9 protein-coding genes are annotated in these 26,004 nt (G+C 64.4%); 2 read left to right on the plus strand and 7 right to left on the minus strand.

Annotation, left to right across the window (positions count from 1 at the left end; all coding sequences use genetic code 11):
* Positions 1–68: 68 nt before the first annotated feature.
* The 3 genes from B4400_RS04355 to B4400_RS04365 all read right to left on the minus strand — a co-directional run bounded on the left by B4400_RS04355 (position 69) and on the right by B4400_RS04365 (position 3,497).
* Entirely contained in the window at positions 69–938 is an 870-nt protein-coding gene (locus B4400_RS04355; protein ID WP_078308021.1) for a 3-hydroxybutyryl-CoA dehydrogenase, read from the minus strand.
* A 212-nt stretch (positions 939–1,150) separates the two neighbouring features.
* Positions 1,151–2,443: an isocitrate lyase gene (gene aceA / locus B4400_RS04360; RefSeq protein ID WP_078308019.1), complete on the minus strand. Its 1,293-nt coding sequence runs from the start codon at positions 2,441–2,443 to the stop codon at positions 1,151–1,153.
* Between the two features lie 271 nt (positions 2,444–2,714).
* Positions 2,715–3,497 (minus strand): acyl-[acyl-carrier-protein] thioesterase, encoded by a 783-nt coding sequence (locus B4400_RS04365; protein ID WP_078290383.1) that lies wholly within the window; start codon positions 3,495–3,497, stop codon positions 2,715–2,717.
* Between the two features lie 224 nt (positions 3,498–3,721).
* On the opposite strand from B4400_RS04365, the gene B4400_RS04370 reads away from it, so the two are divergent.
* Positions 3,722–4,624 (plus strand): CPBP family intramembrane glutamic endopeptidase, encoded by a 903-nt coding sequence (locus B4400_RS04370; protein WP_170914925.1) that lies wholly within the window; start codon positions 3,722–3,724, stop codon positions 4,622–4,624.
* On the opposite strand, the gene B4400_RS04375 is transcribed toward B4400_RS04370, so the two are convergent.
* A complete protein-coding gene (locus tag B4400_RS04375; RefSeq protein WP_078308015.1) occupies positions 4,538–5,920 on the minus strand; it encodes an MFS transporter in 1,383 nt (460 codons plus the stop codon). The genes B4400_RS04370 and B4400_RS04375 overlap by 87 nt on opposite strands.
* Positions 5,921–5,948: 28 nt before the next feature.
* Here B4400_RS04375 and B4400_RS04380 point away from each other — a divergent pair, with 28 nt between their 5' ends.
* Positions 5,949–6,896: a GlxA family transcriptional regulator gene (locus B4400_RS04380; protein ID WP_078308013.1), complete on the plus strand. Its 948-nt coding sequence runs from the start codon at positions 5,949–5,951 to the stop codon at positions 6,894–6,896.
* Between the two features lie 4 nt (positions 6,897–6,900).
* Here B4400_RS04380 and B4400_RS04385 read toward each other — a convergent pair whose 3' ends face one another.
* From B4400_RS04385 to B4400_RS04395, 3 genes are all read right to left on the minus strand, one after another.
* A complete protein-coding gene (locus B4400_RS04385) occupies positions 6,901–7,704 on the minus strand; it encodes a GAP family protein (protein WP_078308011.1) in 804 nt (267 codons plus the stop codon).
* A 166-nt stretch (positions 7,705–7,870) separates the two neighbouring features.
* On the minus strand, positions 7,871–15,601 hold the full coding sequence (locus B4400_RS04390; RefSeq protein WP_078308009.1) for a non-ribosomal peptide synthetase: 7,731 nt from the start codon (positions 15,599–15,601) through the stop codon (positions 7,871–7,873).
* Positions 15,598–25,986, minus strand: coding sequence for an amino acid adenylation domain-containing protein (locus tag B4400_RS04395; protein WP_502688381.1), 10,389 nt, complete (start codon positions 25,984–25,986; stop codon positions 15,598–15,600). The genes B4400_RS04390 and B4400_RS04395 overlap by 4 nt, the downstream gene beginning before the upstream one ends.
* Positions 25,987–26,004 lie beyond the last annotated feature (18 nt).

Genomic DNA, 26,004 nt, shown 5'->3' on the forward strand with positions numbered 1-26,004 from the left:
GGCACGCCGTGCGCACACAATCGGGCTGAGATGTGTGCGTATGGCGTGCCCTCGCGCGGTGGGGTGGCTTACTTGGCCTTGTACTCGTAGAACCCGACACCGGTCTTCTTGCCGAGGCGCCCAGCCTCGACCATCCGGAGCAACAGCGGCGGGGCCGCGTACAGCGGCTCCTTGTATTCGTCGTACATCGAGTCGGCGATGAGCTTCAGGGTGTCGAGACCGACGAGGTCCGACAGGCGCAGCGGGCCCATCGGGTGCGATAGTCCGGCCACGACCGCCTTGTCGATGTCTTCGACTGTGGCAAAACCGGATTCGGCCATCCGGATGGCCGCCAGCAAGTACGGGACCAGCAGGAAGTTGACCACGAAGCCGGAGCGGTCGGCGGCACGCACGACCTGCTTGCCCAGCACCTCACTCGCGAAGACCTCCGTGCGCGCGGCAGCCTCGGGCGTGGTCACCAGCGTCGAGATCAGCTCGACGAGCGGCAGCACGGGCACCGGGTTGAAGAAGTGCAGTCCCAGCACGCGCCCCGGGTTTTTGGTCGCGGCAGCGATTTTCATGATCGGGATGCTGGAGGTGTTGGACGCGAGAACCGCGCCGGGATCGGTGATCACCTCGTCGAGCTTGGCGAAGATCGAGGCCTTGATGGACTCGTCCTCGATGACGGCCTCGATGACAAGCTGGCGATCGGAGAAGTCGGCCAGGTCGGTGGTGAACTTCAGGTTGGCGACGGCGGCATCGCGCTCACGCTCGGTGATCTTCCCGGCGGAGACGCCGCGGTCCAGCGACTTGACGATGCGCGCAGACCCCGCCTTCACCAGCTCCTCGGTGGTCTCGAAGACCAGCACGTCGACACCGGCACGTGCCGATACCTCGGCGATACCCGCGCCCATCTGTCCAGCGCCGATAACTCCTACGCGCGTGATTCCATCCGTCATCTTCGTACTACTCCCTGAACATCGTTGTTAGTTTTGGTCGTATCTGATGGTCTTCGCGCAAGCTGGGGGTACCTCCCGCTTGCGGGGGCCTCATCCATCCAGCACACAGGCCCCGCCCAACGGGATACGTGGGCGGGGCCTGTGCTGTCAACTCAGTGGGTCACACCGAGAGTCTTGACGTGGGCGCATTGCCCGGCTAGAGCAGGCGCGACTTAGTGGAACTGGCCCTCTTCAGTCGAACCCTTCAGCGCCGCGGTCGAGGTGTTCGGGTCCACGGTGGTGGCGATCCGGTCGAAGTAGCCGGCGCCGACCTCACGCTGATGCTTGGTGGCGGTGTAACCACGGGCCTCGGCCGCGAACTCGCGCTCCTGCAGGTCGACGTAGGCCGTCATACCCTCGCGGGCGTAGCCGTAGGCCAGGTCGAACATCGAGTAGTTGAGCGCGTGGAAGCCGGCCAGGGTGATGAACTGGAACGTGAAGCCCATGGCACCCAGCTCCTTCTGGAACTTGGCGATGGTGGAGTCGTCCAGGGCTTGCTTCCAGTTGAAGGACGGGCTGCAGTTGTAGGACAGCAGCTGGTCCGGGAACTCGGCCTTGACGGCTTCCGCGAACTTGCGGGCGACCGCGAGGTCCGGCACGCCGGTCTCCATCCAGATGAGGTCGGCGTACGGGGCGTAGGCCTTGGCACGCGCGATACAGGGCTCGATGCCCTTCTGCACGTTGTAGAAGCCCTCGGAGGTGCGCTCACCGGTGACGAAGGGCTGGTCGCGCTCGTCCACATCGGAGGTGATGAGGGTGGCGGCCTCGGCGTCGGTACGCGCGATGACGACGGTCGGGGTGTTCGCGACGTCAGCGGCCAGACGGGCCGAGGTCAGGGTGCGGACGTGCTGCTGGGTGGGGATCAGCACCTTGCCACCGAGGTGGCCGCACTTCTTCTCCGAGGCCAGCTGGTCTTCCCAGTGGGTACCGGCGGCACCCGCGGCGATCATGGCCTTCTGCAGCTCGTAGACGTTCAGCGCGCCACCGAAGCCGGCCTCACCGTCGGCGACGATGGGCACCAGCCAGTTGTCGACGCTGGTGTCACCCTCGACACGGGCGATCTCGTCGGCGCGCAGCAGCGCGTTGTTGATGCGGCGAACGACGGCCGGCACCGAGTTGGCCGGGTACAGGCTCTGGTCCGGGTAGGTGTGACCGGAGAGGTTTGCGTCACCGGCAACCTGCCAGCCGGACAGGTAGATGGCCTTGAGGCCGGCACGGACCTGCTGCACGGCCATGTTGCCGGTCAGCGCGCCCAGCGCGTTGATGTAGGAACCGTCACCCTTGGTGACGCCTTCCCACAGGATTTCCGCGCCACGGCGGGCCAGGGTGTTCTCCTCGACGACGCTGCCCTGCAGCTCCTCGACCTGGGCGGCGGTGTAGTCGCGGGTGATGCCCTTCCAGCGGGGGTTGGTGTCCCAGTCCTGCTGGATTTCGGCCGCGGTGCGCGGCTTGCCGACATTCGACATTGGTGCTCCTCTGTTACTTGCCCTGACGTTTGGCTGTCGCAGACAGATTGTTAACGCTCAGGCACGTTCACTGCGTTGACTGTTACGACGATGTCACAGACCATATGCGCAGGTCCACCCGTTCCCAATGCCAATTTTCGCTAGGGATTAACGAGCTATTGCTAACCTTGCGAAGCGGCTAATCGTACGCCCGTACTGTTGCTACCGACCGGTAACCAACAATCCCCTGTTCAGAACGCTCGTACTGTTAAACGATCGACACTGTGTCTAGTTATCGAGCGAATATCGAGGCGAGGGCCTTCACCTCGTCGCCAACGACATATGTGAGCGTTGTAACACTGCGGCCGGGGACGCCGAGCTCGGTTCCGTCCTCGTAGACGTTGGTGATGATCTCAAGCTTGTCCCCCAGCGAAACCGCGGAGTCATGCTCGAGGCTCACTCGATAGGGGCCCGACAGCAGGTCGGGATTCCGTGAGAGGTGATCCTCCACGATGCTCCAGTAAACGGAATTGTTCATGTGGTCGAACAGATCCATATCGGTGAACCGCACCGGGAAGTCCCGGATATCGGTCGCGGTCTCCCGACTTCCGGGCTTGTTGTAGGGCTTCCACCGCAACCGGTCCACATCGGTGGTGGACGCGACGGTGGCCAGGAAGTCGTCTTCGATACGGGCCGGCCCCTGGGTCTCACGGCTGACGTGAATCCAGAATGCCTCGGACTCCACCAGTCCCCCGTCGCGACCGTCGAGCCGCACCCGCATCTGGCACCACCGATTGGACGTCGCCGAGCACCAACGGCGCAGCCACAGGGCCTCCCGGAACTCAATGGGCTTGATCACATCGATCATCGTGCGACGGACGACCCAGTGCGGGTGGGTCTCCTCGGCCTCCACCCCACGCAGGTGGTCCTGCCCGATGTCCTGGATGTGCCGGGCGGCCCCGTCCAGCCGTAAACGCCCGCCGGAGTCGACGTCGGCAATCCGAACGGGCCAACGGCCCTCGTAGACGTGGGGATGCGCATGGGGCACGGGCATCATGTCTTTGTCGAGGCCAATGCTGGCTTCCACACTCACGGGGCGGTCCTTTCGCGAGGCCACGCCGGCTTCCGGCACGACAGAGAGCGCGTCAGCCGCGCATTCCCCGAAAGCCATGGTCCCATAACCGAAACGGGCCAGGTATCGACGGCGTGTCATGGCGCATTCGATTGGCACCCAACCGATCTCACAACACTCAAGGAATGGCCGCCCACGATCCCCTTGTCGGACCATACGATCGCCTGGTGGTAACCACCCGGCCGGGCCCCGACAGCAGGGTCGCCCGCGCCCTGCTCGCGGGAGCCGGTCTGTTGTTCACGATCGCCATCGGCGGGCTCGTGATCACGAGGCACACCGTGGTCAGGTTCTCCTCGGACGAGGCCGCCGAGCCCTATCCACTGTGGATGCCGTTGACCTCGTCGCTGATCGTGCTGCTGCTCACCCGCCTGGTGCCCGTGCGCCTGCCTGCGATCGACCCGCTCGCCGACATCGGACCGGAGCGCCTCACCCGCGAAGTGTGGGTGCTGGTGGGCGCCGCGCTCGCGTTCCCCGCCCTCGTCGTCGCGGCAGCGGCGACCGGGATACCGCAGGATGCCGTGTACAGCCCGATCAAGGCGCTGATGTTCCTCGTAATTCCGCTGCTGGCTTTCCGTATCTTCCGTGGCGGTGTGCCGCAGGAGCCGAAGGCGCGGTGGACGGCCCGGCTGGACCGCACCCGCCTGCTGGCGCCCATCGTCCCGGTTGTCGCATGGATCGCGTTGGCTCGACTCGGCCCCCTCGCGCCGCCCGCCATCTCCCTGGCAAGTCTGCCCGATCCCGTCACCATCGCCGTAGCCTCGCTGATCACACTGCTGACAGCGGGCGTGCTCGAGGAAGTGTTCTACCGCGGGTACCTGCAGACCCGGCTGGAATCACTGGTTGGCCGTTGGCCGGCCATCGCTACGTCGTCAGTGCTCTTCGCCGCGATGCACATCGCTTCACACGTGCAGGTCACCACAGTGGCAGTGGACCTCGCGACGATCGTGGCCGTCCAGGGAACGTTCGGCGTGATGCAGGGCTACCTATGGAGCCGGTATCGAAACATCCGGGCTCCGATGGCCATTCACATCGCCGTCAACTTGATCTACCTCGACATGCTCATCAGCTGACGATCGTTCGCGTACCGAGAGGCACATCACCGCCGCGATGACGCAGAGCCCGGCGGCGAGCCGGAATGCGTTGTCGTAGTTGCCCTGCTGGTCGCGTAGCCATCCCGCACCCGCTGCCGCGATGGCCGCCCCGATCTGATGCGAGGCGAAGACCCATCCGAACACCACTGGTGTGCGTTCACCAAAATACTTACGGCACAGCGCGATGGTCGGCGGCACAGTGGCCACCCAATCCAATCCGTAGAAGATGATGAACACCCACGTAGAGGGCTCAGCGTGAGGAGAAAGCAAGGCGGGCAACAGCATCAGCGAAAGGCCGCGCCCAAAGTAGTAGATACCCAACAGAACGCGCGCATCGATACGGTCGGTGAGCCATCCGGAAGACACTGTCCCCGCGACGTCGAAGACGCCGATCAGTGCCAGCAGGCTTGCGGCTACCGTGGTCGGCATCCCATGGTCGTGTGCCGCGGGAATGAAGTGGGTGCCGATCAATCCGTTGGTGGTCATTCCGCAGATCGCGAAACTGCCTGCCAATAACCAGAAGACGGGTTGCCGCGCTCCGATGAGCAGCCCTTCGAGCGCCGCACCGAAACCCCCGGATGCAGCGCCCGACTCGTCGGTCTCTGCACCAAACGGGCCAACTCCCTTATCGGTAGGCCGGTTTCGCATGAACAGCACCACCAGCGGAACCACGGATACCGCCGAAGCAGCCACCATTACCGAGGCCCACCGCCAGCCGTGGGCATCACTCACCACCGCCACCAACGGTAGGAAAATGAGCTGGCCGGTGGCGCTGGCGGCCGTCAATACGCCCGTGACCAATCCTCGGCGCGCGGCGAACCACCTGGTCGCGACGGTGGCCACGAATCCCATCGAGATCGACCCGGTCCCGATACCCACCAACACACCCCACAGCAGTAACAGCTGCCAGGACGCGGTCATGAAAACGCCGAGGAAGGTGCCGGTCGCGATCAGCGTGAGCGCCCCCGCCAGCACCGGACGCACTCCGAACGTGTCCATCAGTGCGGCCGCGAACGGCGCCGTCAGCCCGAACAACGTCATGTTGATCGACATCGCCAGCCCAATGGTGCCGTGCGACCAACCGAACTCGGAGTGCAGCGGGTCCATCAGAACACCCGGGACGGATCGGAATCCTGCCGCGGCGAGTACCGCGACGAACGCCACCGCGGCGATGATCCAGGCCGGGTGAATCCGGCGGCGGCCAGGTATCTCGGGTGTCAGGGATTGCGTCACCTGCCCAGGCTGACCGATGAGGCCCCTTCCCACAATTGGCATAAATGCCAATAGGTGTAAAGATCATGCCATGGCACATACGGTGGCCGTCCTGCTGCTCGAACCACTGATCGGGTTCGACGCGACCATCCCGTCACTGATGTTCGGACAGGCCGGCGCCGACCGCTACCGGGTCATAACCTGCGGGTTATCCCGTTCCCCCGTCATGACTACCTCGGGGTATGCGATCACCCCACAGGAGGGGACTGCCGCGCTGCACGGTGCGGACACCGTCATCGTCCCCGGCACCCAATACCCGCCGGCGCGGCTTCGCGGCGAGTTGGCCGAGGACCTCCGTGCCGCGTTTGACACCATCAGGCCGGGCACCCGCATCGTCTCCATCTGTACCGGAGCATTTGTGCTCGGTGCCGCCGGACTGCTCGACGGTCGTCGCGCCACCACCCATTGGCACAAGGCGGACGATTTTCGTGCGTTGTACCCACGCGTGGAGCTCGATGAGACGGTCTTGTTCGTCGACGACGGCGACGTTCTGACATCGGCGGGGCTGGCCTCGGGAATCGACTTGTGCTTGCACATTATTCGACAAGACCACGGCACTGCGGCGGCCAACGATGTGGCCCGGTATTGCGTGGTGCCGCCATGGCGGGAGGGCGGCCAGGCACAGTTCATCGACCGGCCACTCCCCGAATACACCGGGGATTCAACGGCATCCGCGCGCAGCTGGGCCCTGGAGAACCTCACCGAACCGTTGACGGTGCGGCAGTTGGCCGACCATTCCCGAATGAGCACGCGGACCTTCAATCGGCGTTTCCGCGACGAGACCGGGCTCTCCCCCGGTGATTGGGTGCGGCAGCAGCGTGTCGAATGCGCCCGGGCGCTCCTGGAATCACACGATCTTGCCGTGGACGAGGTGGCCCGGCGGTCGGGCCTCGGCTCGGCCGCGAATCTGCGGCATCACCTACGCCGTGGGTTTGACATGAGTCCTACTCACTACCGAAAAACTTTCCGGGGCAATTGATCGGCTAGACGATGCCCACACCGGTCAGCACTTGCCAGATCCCGACCACCGCGAAAAGGACGAGCAGCACCACTTGCCGGTGGGCGAGTGCCCAGTTGTGTATCGGCTCGAGTATCGCTTGGGTTCTCGCCGGCGCAATCACATAGCTGATGAGCGCTACCTCGAAAACGGCAAGCATCGCGAAGACGAAGACAACGGCGGCGAGAACCTGCGTGCCCAGCGCCGTTCCCGACCCGACGATAATGGTGTCGACCAGCAGAACCAGCGGAGGCGGAGGCATGTATCCGATGCCGAGCACCAGCGCGACCCACAGCGCACCGTTCTCCCAAGCACCCTTGCCATGATGGAAAAGGCGTCGAAACTTCGCCACCACCACGGCGACCGCACCCCTGATGCGACCAACCGAACGGGGTTCGGCCGTCGGAGTCTCCGGATCTAGTACCAAAACCGACGAATCCCCACCCGCGCCAGCGGCCACAGGCTGATTTTCTCGCTTACGCGACCGAAGACGCACCGCGATGACAACGGCCAGCACAATGCACAGCACGCCGGTTCCCAGTTGGAGCGGCTTGACGGACGAGCCCGGATCCGCCGTCGCAAGGTTCTTCGCAAAGGACGCGAAACTCGGCACCATATGCAAGGCGAATAGCGCGATCACAAAAGACGGCACATTCACCATCAGCGCGCCAACCCAGAAGGCCAGGAGGTTTTGCACCGGCCGAGGCCGTGAGATGACCACCAAAATCAGGCCGAGCAGCACCGGATTGAGTGACATCAAAAATGCCAACCCCAATAGTTCGCGCCACATATCGATAACCCTACTCTGTTTGCTCACGAATGGCAGCGCCAGCCAAAATGCGGCGAATTGCGCTGGCTACATTGGTGAGAAGGCTGATCATTTCGGCAGAAGGCAGCTCAAAAAACTTAGCCATCATGAAACAGCTTGCGTTGCGACCCCGACAATTCCTCGCACGCTAAAGCAATCCATGCAATCGCAAGTCGCTCGCGTATTTAGCGATGATCGGCGCCGAGACTTGCGGAATATCGTGACCGGAACCAATCTTGGCCTCACGCACCGCGGCCTGGAATCGGTCGGCCGGAGCCATCGAACCCCGCGAGGGTTCCGGCGGCTTCCCGTCCCAACCGTGATCCTGCAAGATCTTCAGCATCTGTAACACGGAGCCTTGGCGCTGATGATCCGGCAATTCGTGAAGGCCAGACTCGAAGCGCGTCACCCACTCGCTGAAATCGCTGATGCGTTCAATCGGGTGGCCAGCTTCGATCAGCCAATCGACGTACTCATCGATTCCAATGCCGTCGTCATGCGGATTCATCACGTGATAGGTCTCGAATCCCGTGAACGATCCGGCGGACGAGCCTGCCGCCTGGCCGCCGAGCCTGGTGATCGCCTCGGCAACGAATTCCACGGGGAGCCCGTCGAAGTGCGCGCGCTGACGGTTCCCGTCGTCGGTGAGTCGGTACACAGAATGGGGCGCGACTCCGGTGGCGACAATGCTCAGCACCATTCGGGCGACCGTGTCGGAGGCATTCACTTGGCCCGCATAGCTGGTGCCGACCATGATCATGCCCGAACGGAACACCGTGACTGGCAAACCAACCTGCTCGTGGGCCTCGCGGAGTAGCACCTCGCCGGCCCACTTGCTGTTGCCATAGCCGTTCGCATAACTCCCATCGGAAGGCCGAATCGCACTGATGAGCCGGATATCGGCATCCTCGACGAAGGTCGACTTCTCGATCTCTCGCCCGACGTCGGCCGTCGAGACGAACGTGTACGGCTTGAGTTTCGTGGTCAACGCGAACCGGATCAGCTCCGCCGTGCCAACCACATTGGGTCCAAACAGCTCGCTGTAGGGCAGAACGCTATTGACCAGCGCCGCGGAATCGACGATCAGGTCGACGGTGTCGGCCAGCCGCTGCCAGGTCTCGTCATCCAGACCGAGGCCGGGTTCAGCCTTGTCACCGGCGATCACCTGCAGCCGCTCAGCGGCGAGCGCTTCGTACACCCGGATCAATTCCGCATCGCCGCTGTCGAAGGTCCTGTCGAGACGGCGCCGGGCCTCTTCGTCGGACTTGGCACGCACCAGGCAGATCAGCGTGCCGTCGACCTGTTCCAGCTCCTTGAGCCATTGCAGCACGAGGTAGCGCCCCAGGAAACCGGTCGCTCCGGTCAACAGCACCGTTCGCGGACGCGCATGGGCGCGCGGCAGCGCCGGAGCCGCCTGCAGCGTTGCCTCATCAATGAACTTGTCCAGCTTGAGGTCACTGGCCCTTACCTCTGAGGCGCCGGGTCCATGCACGGATGCATAGGTCGGTCCGTTGGCCCAGGAGCCTGCCGCGCCGTCCAGGTACGCACTCAGACTTCGCACTGTCGGCGACTCGAAGAGGGTTCTCACCGCCAGCTGAGCATCGAGCGAGGTGTTGATCGCGGCAACCACCCGCATCGCGGAGATCGAGTCCCCACCCAGATCAAAGAACGAATCGTCGGTCCCGACCCGCTCGACGCCCAGTACCTGCGCGTAGATGCCGGCAAGTGTCTCCTCCACCGCATTGGCCGGAGCGCGGTAGCGGGCCGCGTCGTCGTACTCGGGCACGGGGAGGGCACGCTTATCGAGCTTGCCGTTGACCGTCAGCGGCAGCGCCTCCAGCTTTACCACCGCGGCCGGCACCATGTAGGGCGGCAGTCGCTTGGCCAAGGAACTGCGCAGTTCGGCGGGCTCACCGGCGCCGATGAAGTACCCGACCAGGCGCTTGTCGCCGGGGCGGTCCTCGCGGGCGATCACCGCCGCCTGCGCCACCCCGTCCAGGTCGGCGAGGGCTGCCTGAATCTCACCAAGCTCGATGCGGAAGCCGCGAATCTTGACCTGCTCATCGGCGCGGCCCAGGTACTCGAGCTGACCGTTGGCGACCCAGCGCACCAAATCCCCGGTGCGATACATACGCGCTCCCGGCTCCCCGAACGGGCACGCGGTGAACCGTGAGGCGGTCAGCGCGGAGCGGCCCACATAACCGAGGCCGACACCAAGTCCAGCCACATACAACTCACCGACCACACCCGGTGGGACCGGTCGCATCCACCGGTCCAACACGAACAACGCGGCGTCGGGAACCGGAACGCCGATCGGTACCACACCCGATCCGGCGATCAATTCACCAAACGTGGCATAGATCGTCGTCTCCGTCGGACCGTAGCCGTTGATCATTACCCGTCCGGGCGCCCACTTGTCCACCACTTCGGTGGGGCAGGCTTCACCGGCGACGACCAACGTCATACCCTCCAGTCCCTCCGGCGACAGCATTCCCACCGCCGAGGGGGTCTGGAACAAAACGGTGACCTTTTCACGGATCAACAGATCGCGGAAATCATCCGGCGACCGAACGACCGAATCCGGAACGATGACCAGTCGGCCACCATGCAGCAGCGCCCCAAAGATCTCCCATACGGTGATGTCGAAGACCAGCGACCCCGCCTGCGTCCACACCTCACCAGGCCCCGTGGGCATGTGGGTGAGCGGGAACTTCAGTGCTTGTGTCACATTGCCGTGCGCGATGGCCACGCCCTTGGGGACACCGGTCGTTCCCGAGGTATAAATCGTGTACGCCACGTCATCAGGTGCCGGAGTGAGCAACGGCGCATGGCCGTAGATGGCACCTGTGGGGTCGTCTTCGGCATCGTCGAACTGGACGACCGAGACTCCGGACCCGTCGAACCGCGCGCGCAGCTCAGCGGTCGTGACGGCCGCGATGGGCACGGCATCGGACAGCATGAACTCCAGTCGCGTGTCCGGCACCGACGGATCAATCGGCAGGTACGACGCCCCGGTCTTGAGAATCGCGAGGATCGCCACAATCGCATCGTCGGAGCGGGGCATCAACAGCGCCACCGACTCACCCGGACCGGCGCCGTAGATCGCCAGTAGATTCGCCAGCCGCGTGGCGGCCTCATCGAGCTCGCCGTAGGTTGTGGAGCGGCCCTCGAATGTCAGCGCCACCGCCTCGGGGGCGCGGTTGACCTGCTCGGCGAACGATTCCGGAATGGACAACACCGGCTCCGGTCCCCGCGCCAGTACCTTGCGGTTGCCCCAGCCGTCGAGCTGCTTGTGCTCACTGGTCTTCAGCACGTCGAGCGACGAGAGTCGTTGCGAGGCATCGGCAACCATCGACGTCAGCACCCGCTCGAACCGCTCGAACACGGCGTCGATACCGGCCGTATCGAACTTGTCGGTATCGAATTCGACGCGAATGCCCAGCTCATGACCCGGCAGCGCCATCACCGACAGCGGATAGTGGTTGTACTCGCGGGTGACGAACTCGGTGATGGCCAGCTCCTGCACACCCGTGAATGCACTGGTGTCAATCGGGTAGCTCTCGTACAGGAAGAGCGTGTCGAACAGCTGCTCGTGGCCCACGATGTGGTGAATCTCGTTGAGTGCCAGATGTTCGTGCTCGATGGTGTCGTTATGGGCACTCTGCAGCTGCCCCAACAACTCCGCGACCGTGGTGGCCGCGGTGGCGCGTGCCCGCACCGGCACCGTGTTGATGAGCAGACCCACAATGGAATCGGACCCGGCAAGCTCTGCGGGCCGCCCCGAAACCGCGGTACCGAACGCGACATCGTCTTGTCCGGTCACCACCATGAGCAGCTGCGCCCACGCCGCCTGCAACACCGTGCTGATCGTGGTGTGCTGCGATCGTGCGAGATCGGCAAGGGCCTGCGTGGTCTTGGCCGACACCCGATAGGACTCGACGCCCCTGGCACCCGGGGGTGCCGGCGGAGCGACGAGAGTCGGGGTATCGAAACCGGCCAGCACCTCACGCCAGGCCGCCCGTGCGGCGTCTTGATCCTGTTCCGCCAGCCAGCCGACGAAGTTGCGGTATGCCGATGGCGCGGGAAGCCGCTGACCGAAGTAACTCGCGAAGATCTCCTGCAACAGGATCGGCAACGACCAGCCGTCAATCACGACGTGGTGGAACGTCAGCACGAACCGGTGTTTGTTTCCCTCGGTGCGAATCAACGCCGCGCGCAGCGTGGGTCGATCGGCGAGGTCGCAGACCGCGGCACGCTCGGCAGCGCAGAGCCGCTGAATCTCCTCGTCGGGAGTCAGATCGTCCCCACGAAGGTCGAGGTATCGCCATGCGATCACCGGTTCGGCGAGAATCACCTGTACCGGGTCGCCGAACTGCGTGCAGAATCGAGCGGCCAGATTGGGATGACGGCGGACGACTGCGTGAACCGCGTCGCGGAGCCTGAGCTGGTCGACAAGACCGGTCACCGTGATATCGAGCTGCACCGCGTAGAAGTCGATTCCCGCCGCGTCGTCGTCCAGCACCCCGGCCGCGCGTGCGAACGTGGTGTGGAAGAGCAGACCCTGCTGAATGGGTGTCAGCGGCAGCACATCAACGATGTTGTGCTGCTCGTGCAGCTCATCGATCTGCTCTTGACTCAACTGTGCGGGAGCGATATCGGACGGGGTCAACCCGCCGCCGCCGCCGCGGACATACGCGCAGATCCCGGCGAGGGCCTCGAACCACAGCTGACTCAGCCGCTGCACCTGCGGCTCGGTGACCGACGAGGGTGCCCACGTCCACCCGGCCCGCAGATGCGCGCCGGACTCGTCGCCGAGTCCACCCTCCACGATTCCGGCATTGAGATCCACCGTGTACATCAGCGGCATGGACACCGAAGACGCCACACTGGTTGAGGTCAGGCTATCCTCGTTGATCCGCCAGAGCTCGTCGGTGAGATCCGCCGCGCCGGCACCGAGGCGACCGAGGTAGTTGAATCCGATAACCGGTTCCGCCACCGCCAGGTCCACGTCACGGTTCAGGTAGCGCAGCAGTCCGTACGTCAACGGATCGGGAAGCGCGCGCAATTGTTCCTTGGCGCCCTTGATGATTGGCCCCAATTCGGCGGCCCCACCGGATACTTCCTGCCAGGACAGCCCACCGACACTCAGCGCCACCGGGTACTTCGTGGTGAACCAGCCGACGGTGCGCGACAAGTCGACATCGTCCGCCAGCTCCTCGTGGCGCCCATGGCCCTCGACACCAATGCCGACGGACTCCACGTTGGAATCCAGGAACTCGTTCCAGGCCAATCCGAACGCGATCAGCAGAATGTCTTGCACCCCCGCGTGAAAAGCCGCGGGGACCTCACTCAGTAGCTCCCGGGTGGTCTCGGCATCGAGAGACACGGACAGCGTCTTGGCCGTCGCGTAGGTGTCCAGCCCGGGCAGCACCGCGGGCAGTGCTGCGGGAACCGCTGTCACTTCTCGCCAGGCATCGGCCGTTGCGACCACCTCGGCGGAACGCGCGTGTTCGTCGAGTAGCGAGGCCCAACGGGCGAACGAGGTCCCTCCCGTCGGCAACTCCACCGGCTGCCCGCTATGGTGCTGCGCCCAGGCGATATTCAAGTCTTCCAAGAGAATTCGCCATGACACGCCGTCCACCGCCAGGTGATGGATCATCAGGGCCAACTGCCGGGTGTCGGGGACCCACACCGCGCTCAGCTCAGATCCCGCGGCCGGATTCAGCTGAGCACGGGCTGCCACCAACTCCGCGTCCGACAACGTCTCGGCGACACGCAAGCAATCGCGCGCGTTCACCGCACCCTTCTCCGGGACGGTCAGTGACCACACCCCGGTGTCGGAGGCGCCGTCGTTCTCGGCGCGCAGCCGCAGGGTGGCGTGCCGGTCCAGCAGCGCCTGCAGCACGACGACGACGTCGTCCTCCACCACCCCCGCGGGGGCCTGCAGGACGATTGTCTGGTTGAACTGGTCAGTGGGACCTTGGACGCCGTGCAGCCAGTGCATGATCGGGGTGGCCGACAGCGGGCCGATGCCCTCGTCGACAACACCGGCCTGACCGTCCGAGAGGGAGGCCACCGCCGCTACCCCACTGACGGTCTGCTCGACGAAGATGTCACGTGGCCGGCACAACACCCCAGCCGCCCGCGCACGCGACACCACCTGCATCGACAGAATGCTGTCGCCGCCGAGATCGAAGAACGACTCGTCGACACCTACGCGATCCACGCCGAGAACCTGGGCGTAGATATCGGCCAAGATCTTCTCGACAGGTCCGGACGGTGCGCGGTAATCCGTACCGACACTGCGGTATTCAGGTGCGGGCAGCGCGCGCTTGTCCAGCTTGCCGTTCACCGTCAACGGCAGTGTCTCCAGCACCACCACTGCCGCCGGAACCATGTACGCCGGAAGCCTTTCCGCGAGCGCGGTGCGGGCCTCAACCGGATCGGCGCTTCCCATGATGTAGCCGACAAGGCGCTTGTCGCCGGGGCGGTCCTCGCGGGCGATGACCACCGCCTGCTCCACGCCGTCCAGGCGCGCCAGTGCAGCCTGAATCTCACCCAATTCGATGCGATACCCGCGAATCTTCACCTGCTCGTCGGCGCGGCCCAGGTACTGCAGCTGGCCGTCCTCACCCCACTGCACCAGATCGCCGGTGCGGTACATCCGCGAGCCGGGCCCACCGAAGGGGCAAGCCAGGAACCGCGATGCGGTCAATCCGGATCGGTGCGCATAGCCGGGTGCGACCCCGTTACCGGCGACATAAAGCTCGCCGACAACGCCTTCGGGTGCGGGCCGCAGCCACTTGTCCAAAACGAACAGCGCGGCCCCGGGAACCGGTGAACCGATAGGTGCCACATCCGAACCCGGCCTCAACGGTCCACTCATCGCCGCGTAGATCGTGGCCTCGGTCGGACCGTAGGCGTTGATCATCGTTCGTCCGCTGGTGGCCCACCGATCCACCAATTCGGTCGGGCAGGCCTCACCGGCGACGATCAGCGTCGTCGACTCCAGCCGTTCGGGCGACAACATGCCTGCCGCCGAGGGGGTTTGGCACAGGACGCTGACCTTCTCGCTGATCAACAGGTCGTGAAGTTCGTCCGGCGAAGACGCGATCGACTCGGGCACCACCACCAGGCGGCCACCGTGCAACAGCGCGCCCCAGATCTCCCACACCGAAACGTCAAAGACCAGCGAATGCCACTGCGACCACACATGGCCGGGTCCGGCCGGCAGATCGGCGCGCACCGCGTCCACCAACTGCGTGACGTTGTGGTGGGTGACCGCGACCGCCTTGGGGACACCGGTCGTGCCCGAGGTATAGGTCATGTACGCGAGGTCATCGGGTTCCGGCGCGGAGAGCGCGGAACTAGGCTGGCCATCAATGAGGGGATCGTCGATTTCGGTCACCCGCACATCGAGTCCGTCGAATCGCGAGCTCAAGTCGGCCGTGGTGAGAATCGCTACCGGTCCCGCATCCGACACCATGAACTTGATGCGCTCGTCGGGATGGGCGGCGTCGATCGGCAGATAGGCAGCCCCGGTCTTGAGTACTGCCAAAAGCCCGATGATCGCCTCGCCCGAGCGCGGAACCAGCAGCCCCACAACCTCTCCCGGTCCTGCTCCATTACCCGCCAGCAGGTGGGCAATGCGGTTGGTGACCAGATCCAGTTCGCGATAAGTCCACGACCTGTCCCTGCACACCAGCGCGACGGTCTCCGGCGCGCGCTCCACCTGGACTGCGAACAACACCGGGATCGAGACGGGTGCGGCGGTCGGCTCGGTGAGCACCGCCCGGTTGCCCCACTCGTCGAGCCGGTCGTGATCGTCGTCGTCGAGAAGATCCATCGACAACAAAGTCCGGGTGGGATCGGCGCTCATGAGGGCTCCTTCTTCTTCCCTTTGACATCGGATGTCATGGCCTCCAGCACACGCTGGAACCTCTTGACCAACTTTCCAATTCGGACAGCGTTGAAGACGTCGGTGTCAAATTCCACGCGAAGCCCCAGCTCGTGGCCCGGTGTGGCTTGCACCGCGAGCGGGTAATGGTTGTACTCACGATTACTGAACCCGGTGATAGACAACTCGTGCACACGCGATAGCGCAGCCGTGTCGATCGGGTAGTTCTCGTAGACGAACATAGTGTCGAAGAGCTGATCATGCCCGACGGCATGATGAATCTCGTTGAGCGCCAGGTGCTGATGCTCCAGTGTGTCGCCGTAGGCACCCTGCAGCTGATTCAGCAGATCGGCGATGGTCGTGGCCGAGGTGATGGTCGCGCGAACCGGCACCGTGTTGATCAACAGACCCACCATCGATTCCGCCCCGACGAGGTCGGTGGGCCTGCCCGACACCGCGGTGCCGAAGGCGACATCGGTCTGGCCGGTCAGCCACATCAGCAGCTGAGCCCACGCGGCCTGCAGCACAGTACTGACCGTGGTTCGGCAGGAACGAGCGAGCTCGCCGAGTGCCTGCGTGGTCTCGGCAGACACCTCGAAGGACTCAACCCCTCTTCGGCCCAGCATCATTCGTCCCGGCGGTGCGACAAGGGTCGGGGTCTCGAAACCTTCGAAGACCTTGCCCCAGGCCGAGCGTGCGGCACTGTTGTCCTGTCCAGAAAGCCAGGTGACAAACCTGCGGTAGGCCACCGGCGCGGGCAGGCGTTCGCCGAAGTAGCTCGCGAAGATCTCCTGCAGCAGGATCGGCTTTGACCACCCGTCGAGCACGATGTGGTGATTGGTGACCAAGAACCGGTATTGGTCCTCACCGGTCCTGGCCAGCGCCGCCCGGAACGCGGGTTGCCCGGCCAAGTCGCAGACCGCGGCCCGCTCCGCGGCGGAGAGCCGCTCGACCCGCTGCTCGATATCAGCGCCACCGTCCACGTCGAGCTCGATGTACTGCCATGCCAGTTCGGGATCGGCCGGAATCAGCTGTACCGGCTCACCGAACTCCTCATAGAACGTGGCAACCACGTTCGGGCGACGTTTGATCGCGGTGTGCACCGCCTCCTCGAGCCGCTTCGGATCCAGCGGACCGCTCAAGGCCACATCGAGCTGCACCGCATACAGGTCGTCGCTGCCCTCCATGGCATCTGGTGCCAGATTGGAGTGGAAAAGCAGCCCCTGCTGCAGCGGAGTCAGCGGCAGAACGTCGGCGATCTGAAATTCCTCATGCAGCTCGTCGATCTGCCGCTGGCTCAGACGCGCCGGAACGATATCGGACGGAGTGAGCCCACCACCACCGGCGCGCACATGGGAGCAGATCCCGGCGAGCGCGTCGAACCAGAGCCGGCTGATCCTGTCGACCTGATCGTGGCTCAACACCGATAGCGCCCATGTCCATGTCGCATGCAACCGACCGGAGTCGGACCCGGCGCCTTCCATCACACCGGCATTGAGCTCGACGGTGTGCCCCAACGGTGTTGGTACCGATGTCGCCGCGGCCGTGATCGACACCCCATCCTGGTCGATCCGCCACAGGTCTTCGGAGAGATCGGCACCGCCGGCACCGAGCCGTCCGAGGTAGTTGAACCCGATCGCCGGGTCCGGTCCCGCGACGTCGACGTCGGGGTTCAGGTACCGCAACAGCCCGTACGAGAGTCCGTCGGGCAGGGCGCGCAGTTGTTCCTTGGCGCCCTTGATGATGGGAGCCAGGGCGGAATCACCGGCAACCACCTGCGCCCACGACAGTTCACCCACTGCCAACGACACTGGGTACTTACTGGTGAACCAGCCGACGGTGCGAGAAAGGTCGATGTCTCGCTCGAGAGTCCCGCCCAGTTCTTCGTTGCGACCGTGGCCTTCAACGTCGATTCCTATCGGCGCACCACGGGAACCGAGAAACTCGTTCCACGCCAGGGCGAACGCGATCAGCAGGATGTCCTGGACCCCAGCGTGGTACGCGGCGGGCACTTCACCCAGCAACTCCCGGGTGAGGTCGGCGTCCAGCGATACCGACAATTGCCCCGCACTGACATAGGTGTCCATCGTGGGGTGTGCCGGCGGCAACGCGGCCGGGATCGCCGCTACCTCGCGCCACGTGTCGGCCAACGCCACCACGTCGGCAGAGCGTGCGTGCTGGTCCAGCAGCGTCGCCCATCGGGCAAATGACGTCCCGCCCGACGGCAATTCCACCGGTTGTCCACCGTGGTGCTGCGCCCACGCAATATTGAAGTCTTCCAACAGAATTCGCCACGACACCGCATCCACCGCCAGATGGTGAATGATCAGCACCAGGCGACTGTTGCCGCGCTCCCAGAGCGCGCTCAGCATCGAACCGGTAGCGGGGTTCAGTCGCGAACGCGCCTGATACAGCGCCTCCTCCGTCAACGCATCCACGGCAAGCAGGCAATCGCGCGCGTCTACCGCCCCCGTCTCCGGAACCAGAAGCGACCACTCACCACCGGTATCTTCGGCACGAAGCCTCAGCGTGGCGTGCCTATCCAACAAGGCCTGCAGCACGATGACCACATCGTCATCGGTGACTCCCGCGGGAGCTTGCAGCACCACGGTCTGATTGAACTCATCGACCTTGCCGCCCAGCCCATGCAGCCACTGGATGATCGGCGTGGCCACCACCGGACCTGTGCCCTCGTCCACGACTGCCGTCGCTCCGTCAGCGAACACCGCTACCTGCGCCAGTCGCGATACGGTCTGCTCGACGAAGATGTCGCGTGGCCGCAGTAACAGACCGGCGGCGCGCGCACGGGCCACCACCTGCATCGACGAAATGCTGTCCCCACCAAGGTCGAAGAAAGAATCGTCGACACCGATCTGTTCTACGCCGAGCACCTGAGCGTAGATACCGGCCAAGATTTCCTCGACGGCATCCTCGGGCGCCCGGTAATGATCGGCGTCCTGGTACTCGGGTGAGGGCAGCGCGCGTGTGTCGAGCTTGCCGTTGACCGTCAACGGCAAGGCAGCCAACACCACAACGGCCGCGGGGACCATATACGCGGGTAGCCGCTCGGCCAGCACGGAGCGCACCGCCGCGGGATCCAAAGTCCCCGCGATCGATTCGGTGACGTAACCCACCAACCGCTTATCGCCGGGCCGGTCCTCACGTGCGATCACCGCCGCTTGATCCACGCCGTCCACGCGGGCCAGTGCCGCGTGTACCTCACCCAGTTCGATGCGGTAGCCGCGGATTTTCACCTGCTTGTCGGCACGTCCCACATACCGCAGCTGGCCGTCTTCGCCCCACTGCACCAGGTCTCCGGTGCGGTACATCCGCGATCCGGGCGCCCCGAATGGGCATGCGACGAAACGTGTTGTCGTCAGGTCCGAACGTCCCAGGTACCCGCTCGCCTGGCCGGACCCCGCCACATACAACTCACCGACGACACCTACCGGCACCTGGCGCAGCCAACCGTCCAAGACGAAGAAGGCCAGATGCTCCAACGGCACACCAATCGGGCTGCTGTTGCTGACAACGTCACCACTGCCGATCTCCCGGAAGGAGGCGTGCACCGTCGTCTCGGTGATGCCGTACATGTTGATCATCCGCGGCAGCCCCGGGTGACTGTCGAACCATGGCGAAAGACGCTGCGGCTCCAGTGCCTCTCCACCGAAGACCACTGTCTGCAGCTTGAGCTGCTGCCCCACTTCGGGCTGCAGCGCATCCGCGGTTTGCAACGCGTAGAAGGCCGAAGGAGTCTGACTCAAGACGCTGACTTCTTCGCTGACCAGCATGGCGTGCAGTTCTTCCGGGGAGCGCACAACCGCGTCGGGCACGATGAGTAGCCGCCCGCCGTACAGCAGAGCACCCCAGATTTCCCACACGGAGTAGTCGAAGGCCAGGGAGTGGCATTGGGTCCATACCTGGCCCAAATCCAGCTCTGCGTCCAGCGATTCCAACAACTGGGCAACGTTGCGGTGAGTGACCGCCACCCCCTTCGGAGCGCCGGTGGTTCCCGAGGTGTAGATGATGTAAGCGATGTCGTCCACCGCGGGGACGGGTAATGCGGTGTCGGACTGCCGATCTACGGCCGGATCGTTGATGTCGATCGCGGATACCCCGGATCCGCCGAGCCGCGGCAGTAAGTCCGCCGTGGTGACGGCGGCAACCGGTGCCGCGTCCCGCAGCACGAACTCCACCCGAGAGTCGGGGTGTGCGGGGTCGATCGGCAGGTACGCCGCGCCGGTCTTGAGCACCGCCAGAATTGCCGCGATCGCCTCACCGGTACGGGGAAGCAGCAGTGCCACCCGCTCACCCGGGCGTGCGCCACGGGTCACCAAGTGGTTCGCCAACCTGTTGGCGGTCGCATCCAATTCCCCATAGGTCCAGGAACGTTCACCACAGGTGATCGCGACTGCCTCCGGTGCGCGCGCGACCTGTGCGGCGAAGAGCTCCGGGATGGAGGTCAACGTCAGCTCCGGCCGGGTCAGCACCGCGCGGTTACCCCACGTGTCCAACCGATCGTGTTCGCCGGCATCGAGTAGGTCTATGGAAGACAACCGTGTGGCGGGGTCGGCGATCATGGCCGTCAACACCTGCCGCAACCTGTCGACGATAATCTCGATCGCAGCCAATTCGAAGACGTCGGTATCGAATTCGACACGCAGGCCCAGCTCGTGTCCAGGCATCGCCACGACCGAGAGCGGGTAATGGTTGTATTCGCGGCTACTGAAGTCGGTGATGGCCAGCTCTTGCACACCCAGCTGCGCGCCGACGTCGATCGGGTAGTTCTCGTACACGAATAGCGTGTCGAAAAGTCTGTCGAGACCGACAGCGTGGTGAATCTCGTTGAGCGCCAAGTGCTCATGCTCGACGGTGTCGTTGTGGGTGCGCTGCAACTGGTCCAGCAGATCAGCGACGGTGGTGGCCGCGGTGATGTTCGCGCGCACCGGCACCGTGTTGATCAGCAGGCCGACCATCGCGTCGGCCCCGGCCAGGTCGACGGGGCGACCCGACACCGCGGTGCCGAATGCCACATCATGGTGGCCGGTCAGCCAGGTCAGCACCTGAGCCCACGCGGCCTGGAGCACCGTGTTGACGGTGGTGCGCTGCGCACGGGCCAGCTCGGAGAGCGAGCGGGTGATGTGCTCCGATATCCGATAGGACTCGACGCCCCGGCGACCTGCCGTGGCGAGCGAACCAACCAGCGTCGGAGTCTCGAATCCGTCGAGAGCAGCACCCCATGCCGATTGCGCCGCAACGCGATCCTGCCTCGCCAACCAGGTGACGAAGTTACGGTACGGAGTGACTGACGGCAGACGCTGCCCGTAGTAGGCACCGAAGATCTCTTGCAGCAAGATGGGCAGCGACCAACCATCGATCACGATGTGGTGAGCGGTCAGGACGAGCCGGTGCCGGTTCTCCGCAGGACCACCGAGCCCGGAGATGAGCGTCGCCCGGAAGACCGGCTCGGTGAAAATCCGGCAGGCCGCCGCGCGCTCTGCCGCACACAGCCGCTCAACCTGCTCATCGATGTCGCCGGCCAATTCAACATGCTGCCAAGCGATGACAGGATCTGCGGCAATGATCTGTACGGGCTCCCCGTACTCCTCGCTGAAGAGGGCGGCCAGATTCGGATGGCGCCGTACCACCGTGTACACAGCGGTACGCAAGCGAGCCGCGTCGAGAGGTCCCGTCACGGTGAGCCCCAATTGAACCGCGTACACGTCGTCGCCCACCGAATCCCCGGTGGCCTCCGCAAATCCGGCCTGGAACAGCAGCCCCTGCTGTAGCGGCGTAAGCGGGAGGACATCGGCGATCTCGTACTGCTGCACCAGCGCATCGATCTGGGGCTGGGTCAGGAGTGCGGGCGCCAGATCGGATGGCGTCAAACCGCCTCCACCCGAACGCACATGAGCGCATATCCCGCCCAGAGCCTCAAACCACAACTGGCTCAACCGATCAGCCTGAGCACCATCCAAAGCTGAAGGCGCCCAAGCCCAGTTGGCCCGAAGCTCGGGACCCGACCCGGCGTCCGAATTTGTCTCGAGGATCCCGGCGTTGAGCTCTACCGAGTGCGCCAGCGGCATCGAAATCGCCGCAGCCACATCGGTCATCGACAAGCTTTCTTGGCTTATCCGCCAGAAATCCTCGGAGAGGTCCGCTCCCGCACCCAGGCGCCCGAGGTAGTTGAAGCCGATCGTCGGCTCGGGCCCCGCCAGGTCGACATCGGGGTTCAGGTAGCGCAGCAAACCATAGGTCAACCCGTCGGGCAGGGCGCGCAGCTGCTCCTTGGCTGCCTTGACCACCTGACCGAGGGCAGCTCCACCCGCTGCCACCTGCCCCCATGACAGTTCGCCTACCGCCAATGACGCTGGGTATTTGGTGGTGAACCACCCGACGGTGCGCGACAGGTCGATACGGCGATGGACGGCTTCGCCGATTTCCTCCTGCCGCCCGTGGCCCTCGATATCGAATGCGATCGGCGCTCCCCCGGCGCCCAGGAACTCGTTCCAGGCAAGGCCGAAGGCGATCAGCAGAATGTCTTGCACCCCAGCGTGAAACGCAGCAGGCACGTCGCCGAGTAGTTGCCTCGTGGTCTCGACGTCCAAGGACAGGGATAGCCGTCCGGCATTGGCGTACGTGTCGGTGGCAGGCTGGACCGCGGACACCCGGGCGGGTGTCGCCAGTACCTGCTTCCAGGCGTCGGCCTGCTCCACCACATCCGCAGACCGCGCGTGTTCGGCCAGCAGCGAGGACCAGCGGGCGAAGGATGTCCCACCGGTCGGCAGCGCCACATCCGCTCCACTGCGATGCTGTGCCCACGCGATATTCAAGTCTTCCAACAGAATTCGCCAGGACACTCCGTCGACGGCCAGGTGGTGAATCACCAGCGCCAACTGTTCGGCGCCGGGAATCCACAGCGCGCTCAACATCGATCCGGTCGCCACATTCAGCCGAGAACGGGCCGCCACCAACGCATCATCCGACAAGGCGTCGACAACATGTAGGCAATCACGGGCAGTTACCGCCCCCGTTTCCGGGACGAGCAGCGACCACTCGCCGTCATTGTCCGTGGCGCGCAGCCGCAGCGTGGCATGCCGATCCAGCAAAGCTTGCAACACGACAACCACGTCGTCCTCGGAGACGCCCGAGGGTGCCTGAACCACGAGTGTCTGATTGAACTCGTCGACCGCGCCCGCCGAAGCCTGCACGCTGTGCAGCCAGCGCATGATGGGTGTGGCGTCCACAGGTCCGAGGCCTTCGTCCACCACATCGGCTTCGCCGCCGGAGATTTCGACGACAGCGGCCAGCCGCGACACGGTCTGCTCGATGAAGACATCACGCGGCCGGCACAACACACCCGCTGCCCGGGCACGGGCGACCACCTGCATCGACAGGATGCTGTCGCCGCCCAGATCAAAGAAAGAGTCGTCGACTCCGACTCGATCAAGACCGAGCACCTGGGCATAGACACCGGCCAGGATTTCCTCGACGGCAGTGCCCGGCGCCCGATAGTCAGCACCCAGGCCGCCGTATTCGGGGGTCGGCAACGCGCGAGTGTCCAGTTTGTTGTTGGACGTCAGCGGTAACGCCTCAAGCATCACCACCGCGGCCGGAACCATGTAGGGCGGAAGACGTTTCGCCAAGGTGCTGCGCACTTCGGCGGGGTCAGCGGTCCCGGTGACATAGCCCACGAGACGTTTGTCTCCGGGCCTGTCCTCACGGACGATCACTGCTGCCTGGTCCACCCCATCGAGCGCTCCCAGCGCGGCTTGGACTTCACCAAGTTCAATGCGGTACCCGCGGATCTTGACCTGCTCATCGGCTCTGCCCAGATACTGCAGCTGTCCGTCAGTTCCCCACGACACCAGGTCTCCGGTGCGGTACATGCGTGTACCGGGCTGCCCGAAGGGGCATGCCACGAAGCGCGAGGCTGTCAGGTCGGAGCGACCGACGTAGCCGCAGGCGACGCCTTCCCCGGCCACATATAGTTCCCCGACGACCCCGGCCGGCACCGGTTGCATCCAGGTGTCCAACACGAAAAGCGCCGCGCCGGATACCGGCGCGCCAATGGGAACCGCAGAATCCGGCGACCCCGCTGCCAGCGGGGCACTGATCGCCACACACATCGTGGTCTCGGTCGGTCCGTAAGCATTGATCATCACCCGGCCGGGAGCCCACCGCTCGACGACCGCGGGAGGGCACGCCTCACCCACCACGGCAAGCGCCGTGGACTCCAGGCCTTCGGGGGACAACATCGCCACAGCCGACGGAGTCTGCGTCAGCACGGTGACCTGTTCGGCGACCAGCACATCGTGGAAGTCCGCAGGTGAGCCCGTTATCGATTCGGGTACCACCACCAGCCGGCCACCGCGGAGTAGTGCGCCCCAGATCTCCCACACCGAAACATCGAACGCCAGAGAATGGCATAGCGGCCATACCCCTGGGTTTGGCAGGCCGGCATCGAGCGTCGACATCAACTGAGTGACATTGTGGTGTGTGACGGCAACGCCTTTGGGGGCTCCAGTGGTCCCCGAGGTGTAGATGATGTAGGCGATGTCATCGGGGGTGGGGCCGGGCGATGAAGCCGCCGGCACGGTATCGAGTGGAGTATCGGCCACATCGAGATCGATGATGGCGAGATCGAAACCGTCTAGTCGCGCCCTGAGCCCGGCGGTCGTGATCGCGGCGACCGGCGCCGCATCATCGAGGATGAACTCCAGCCGCGAGGCCGGTACCGCCGGGTCGATCGGCAGGTACGCCGCCCCGACCTTCAATGCTGCCAATATTCCGATAACCGCCTGGGCGGACCGATCCGAAAGCAGGACGACACGGTCGCCCGGGCCCACTCCGTGCGATACAAGCCGACGCGCCAGACCGTCGGCGGCCGCGTCGAGCTCGCGGTACGTCAGGGTGCGCTCACCGAACGTCAGCGCCGCGGCATCATGATCGGCGGCCACCTGGGAGGCAAACAGTTCGGGAATCGATACGCGCTCAGCGAGCGGCCCGGCGAGAACCGCCGTGTTGCCGACGTCAACCAAACTCGCGAGCTCATCGTCGACCAAGGAATTCAGTGAAGAAAGACGCCGATCAGGGTCGGCCGCCATCTCCGATAGGAGCCGCTGCAACCGTTCCGCCAGATTCGGCACTCCGAATTTCGAGAACGGCAGTCCGTCGCCCGAGGTGCTCAGAAGTAGTTGGTCACTAGCTCCGATAAAGAAGAGTCCGAAGTGCCCCATCGGGCCGTGGTTGGTGTAGCTCGCCGTAGCGGGTACGCCGGCCAGGTCCAAGGTGAGTCGCATGGGAATGAAGTTGATGGCGACGCGATTTCCCGCCTGGCGGGGGCCCCGGAGGCCAAATTCGCCGCCGTCAAGAATATGCGCCGGGAACCGCTGGTGCTTCAGCAGTTCGCGAATGCGTACATCAACGTGCTGGCAGAATTCGGCGACCGTGGATTCCGGCGGAGCACTGAGCACCAGCGGCACCACGCCGGCCAGCATGCCCGGGAGCATCTTCGACTCGGGCCGAACACGTCGGCTCACCGGAAAGTCGAGCGCCACTTCCGACCCGCTCGTGGACCATCCGCGCACCAACAACGCGCAGGCCGCCGTGATCACCGAGTACCGGCGAACACGCAAAGCCTTTGTCAAGTCTTTGATTTCGCCGACTACCGCGTCATCGATCTGAACCGACGCGGACGGCGTGTAGCCCTCATGGCCCTCATGAGCATGCGGCGGCCGAGGATCGAGCCCACTGTCCGGCGGAAGGTTACGGCTCCAGTACTCGCGATCCTCTAGATAGTCCGCAGACGCTTCGTACTCTGCCTCCAGGTCGACCAGGTCCTGCAGGGTGCCGAAGTAGGCGTCGGGAATCGGATCTCCCGCGACCAGCGCCGAGTAGATCGACGCTATTCGGCGGCTCACGATCGCCATGCCCAAGCCGTCCAGGTTGATGTGATGGCACAGCCCGAACATGTAGTACTCATCGTCCGCAGTCCGGATCAACGCGAATTTCAGCAGTTGGTCGGTCAGCGGCATCAATGTGCGTTGGATCGATGAGGCGATCTCGCGAGCGTGCCCGACAGGATCTTCGGAATCACGCACGTCGTGGAAGGCCAACACGAGCTCCGAATGGTCAATCGCCCTCTGAACGATCTGACCATTGACCTCAACGAAGGCGGCCCGCGCAGGCTCAGCCTCACAGATTGCCTGACGGACGGCCTGCTCAAGTAGAACTCGTTCTACTTTTCCTTCGATTCGAACCAAAAGGCCAAGCTGCCACTCCGCACCGACAAGACCGCTTTCCTGGGAAAGCCAGATATCCAATTGTCCGCGCGAAAGCGGTAATGCCCTGTCATCAGACTCCAACATTCGCCTACCCCCTCT

The sequence above is a fragment of the Mycobacterium sp. D16Q13 genome (assembly GCF_002013375.1).
Classification (GTDB): Bacteria; Actinomycetota; Actinomycetes; order Mycobacteriales; family Mycobacteriaceae; genus Mycobacterium.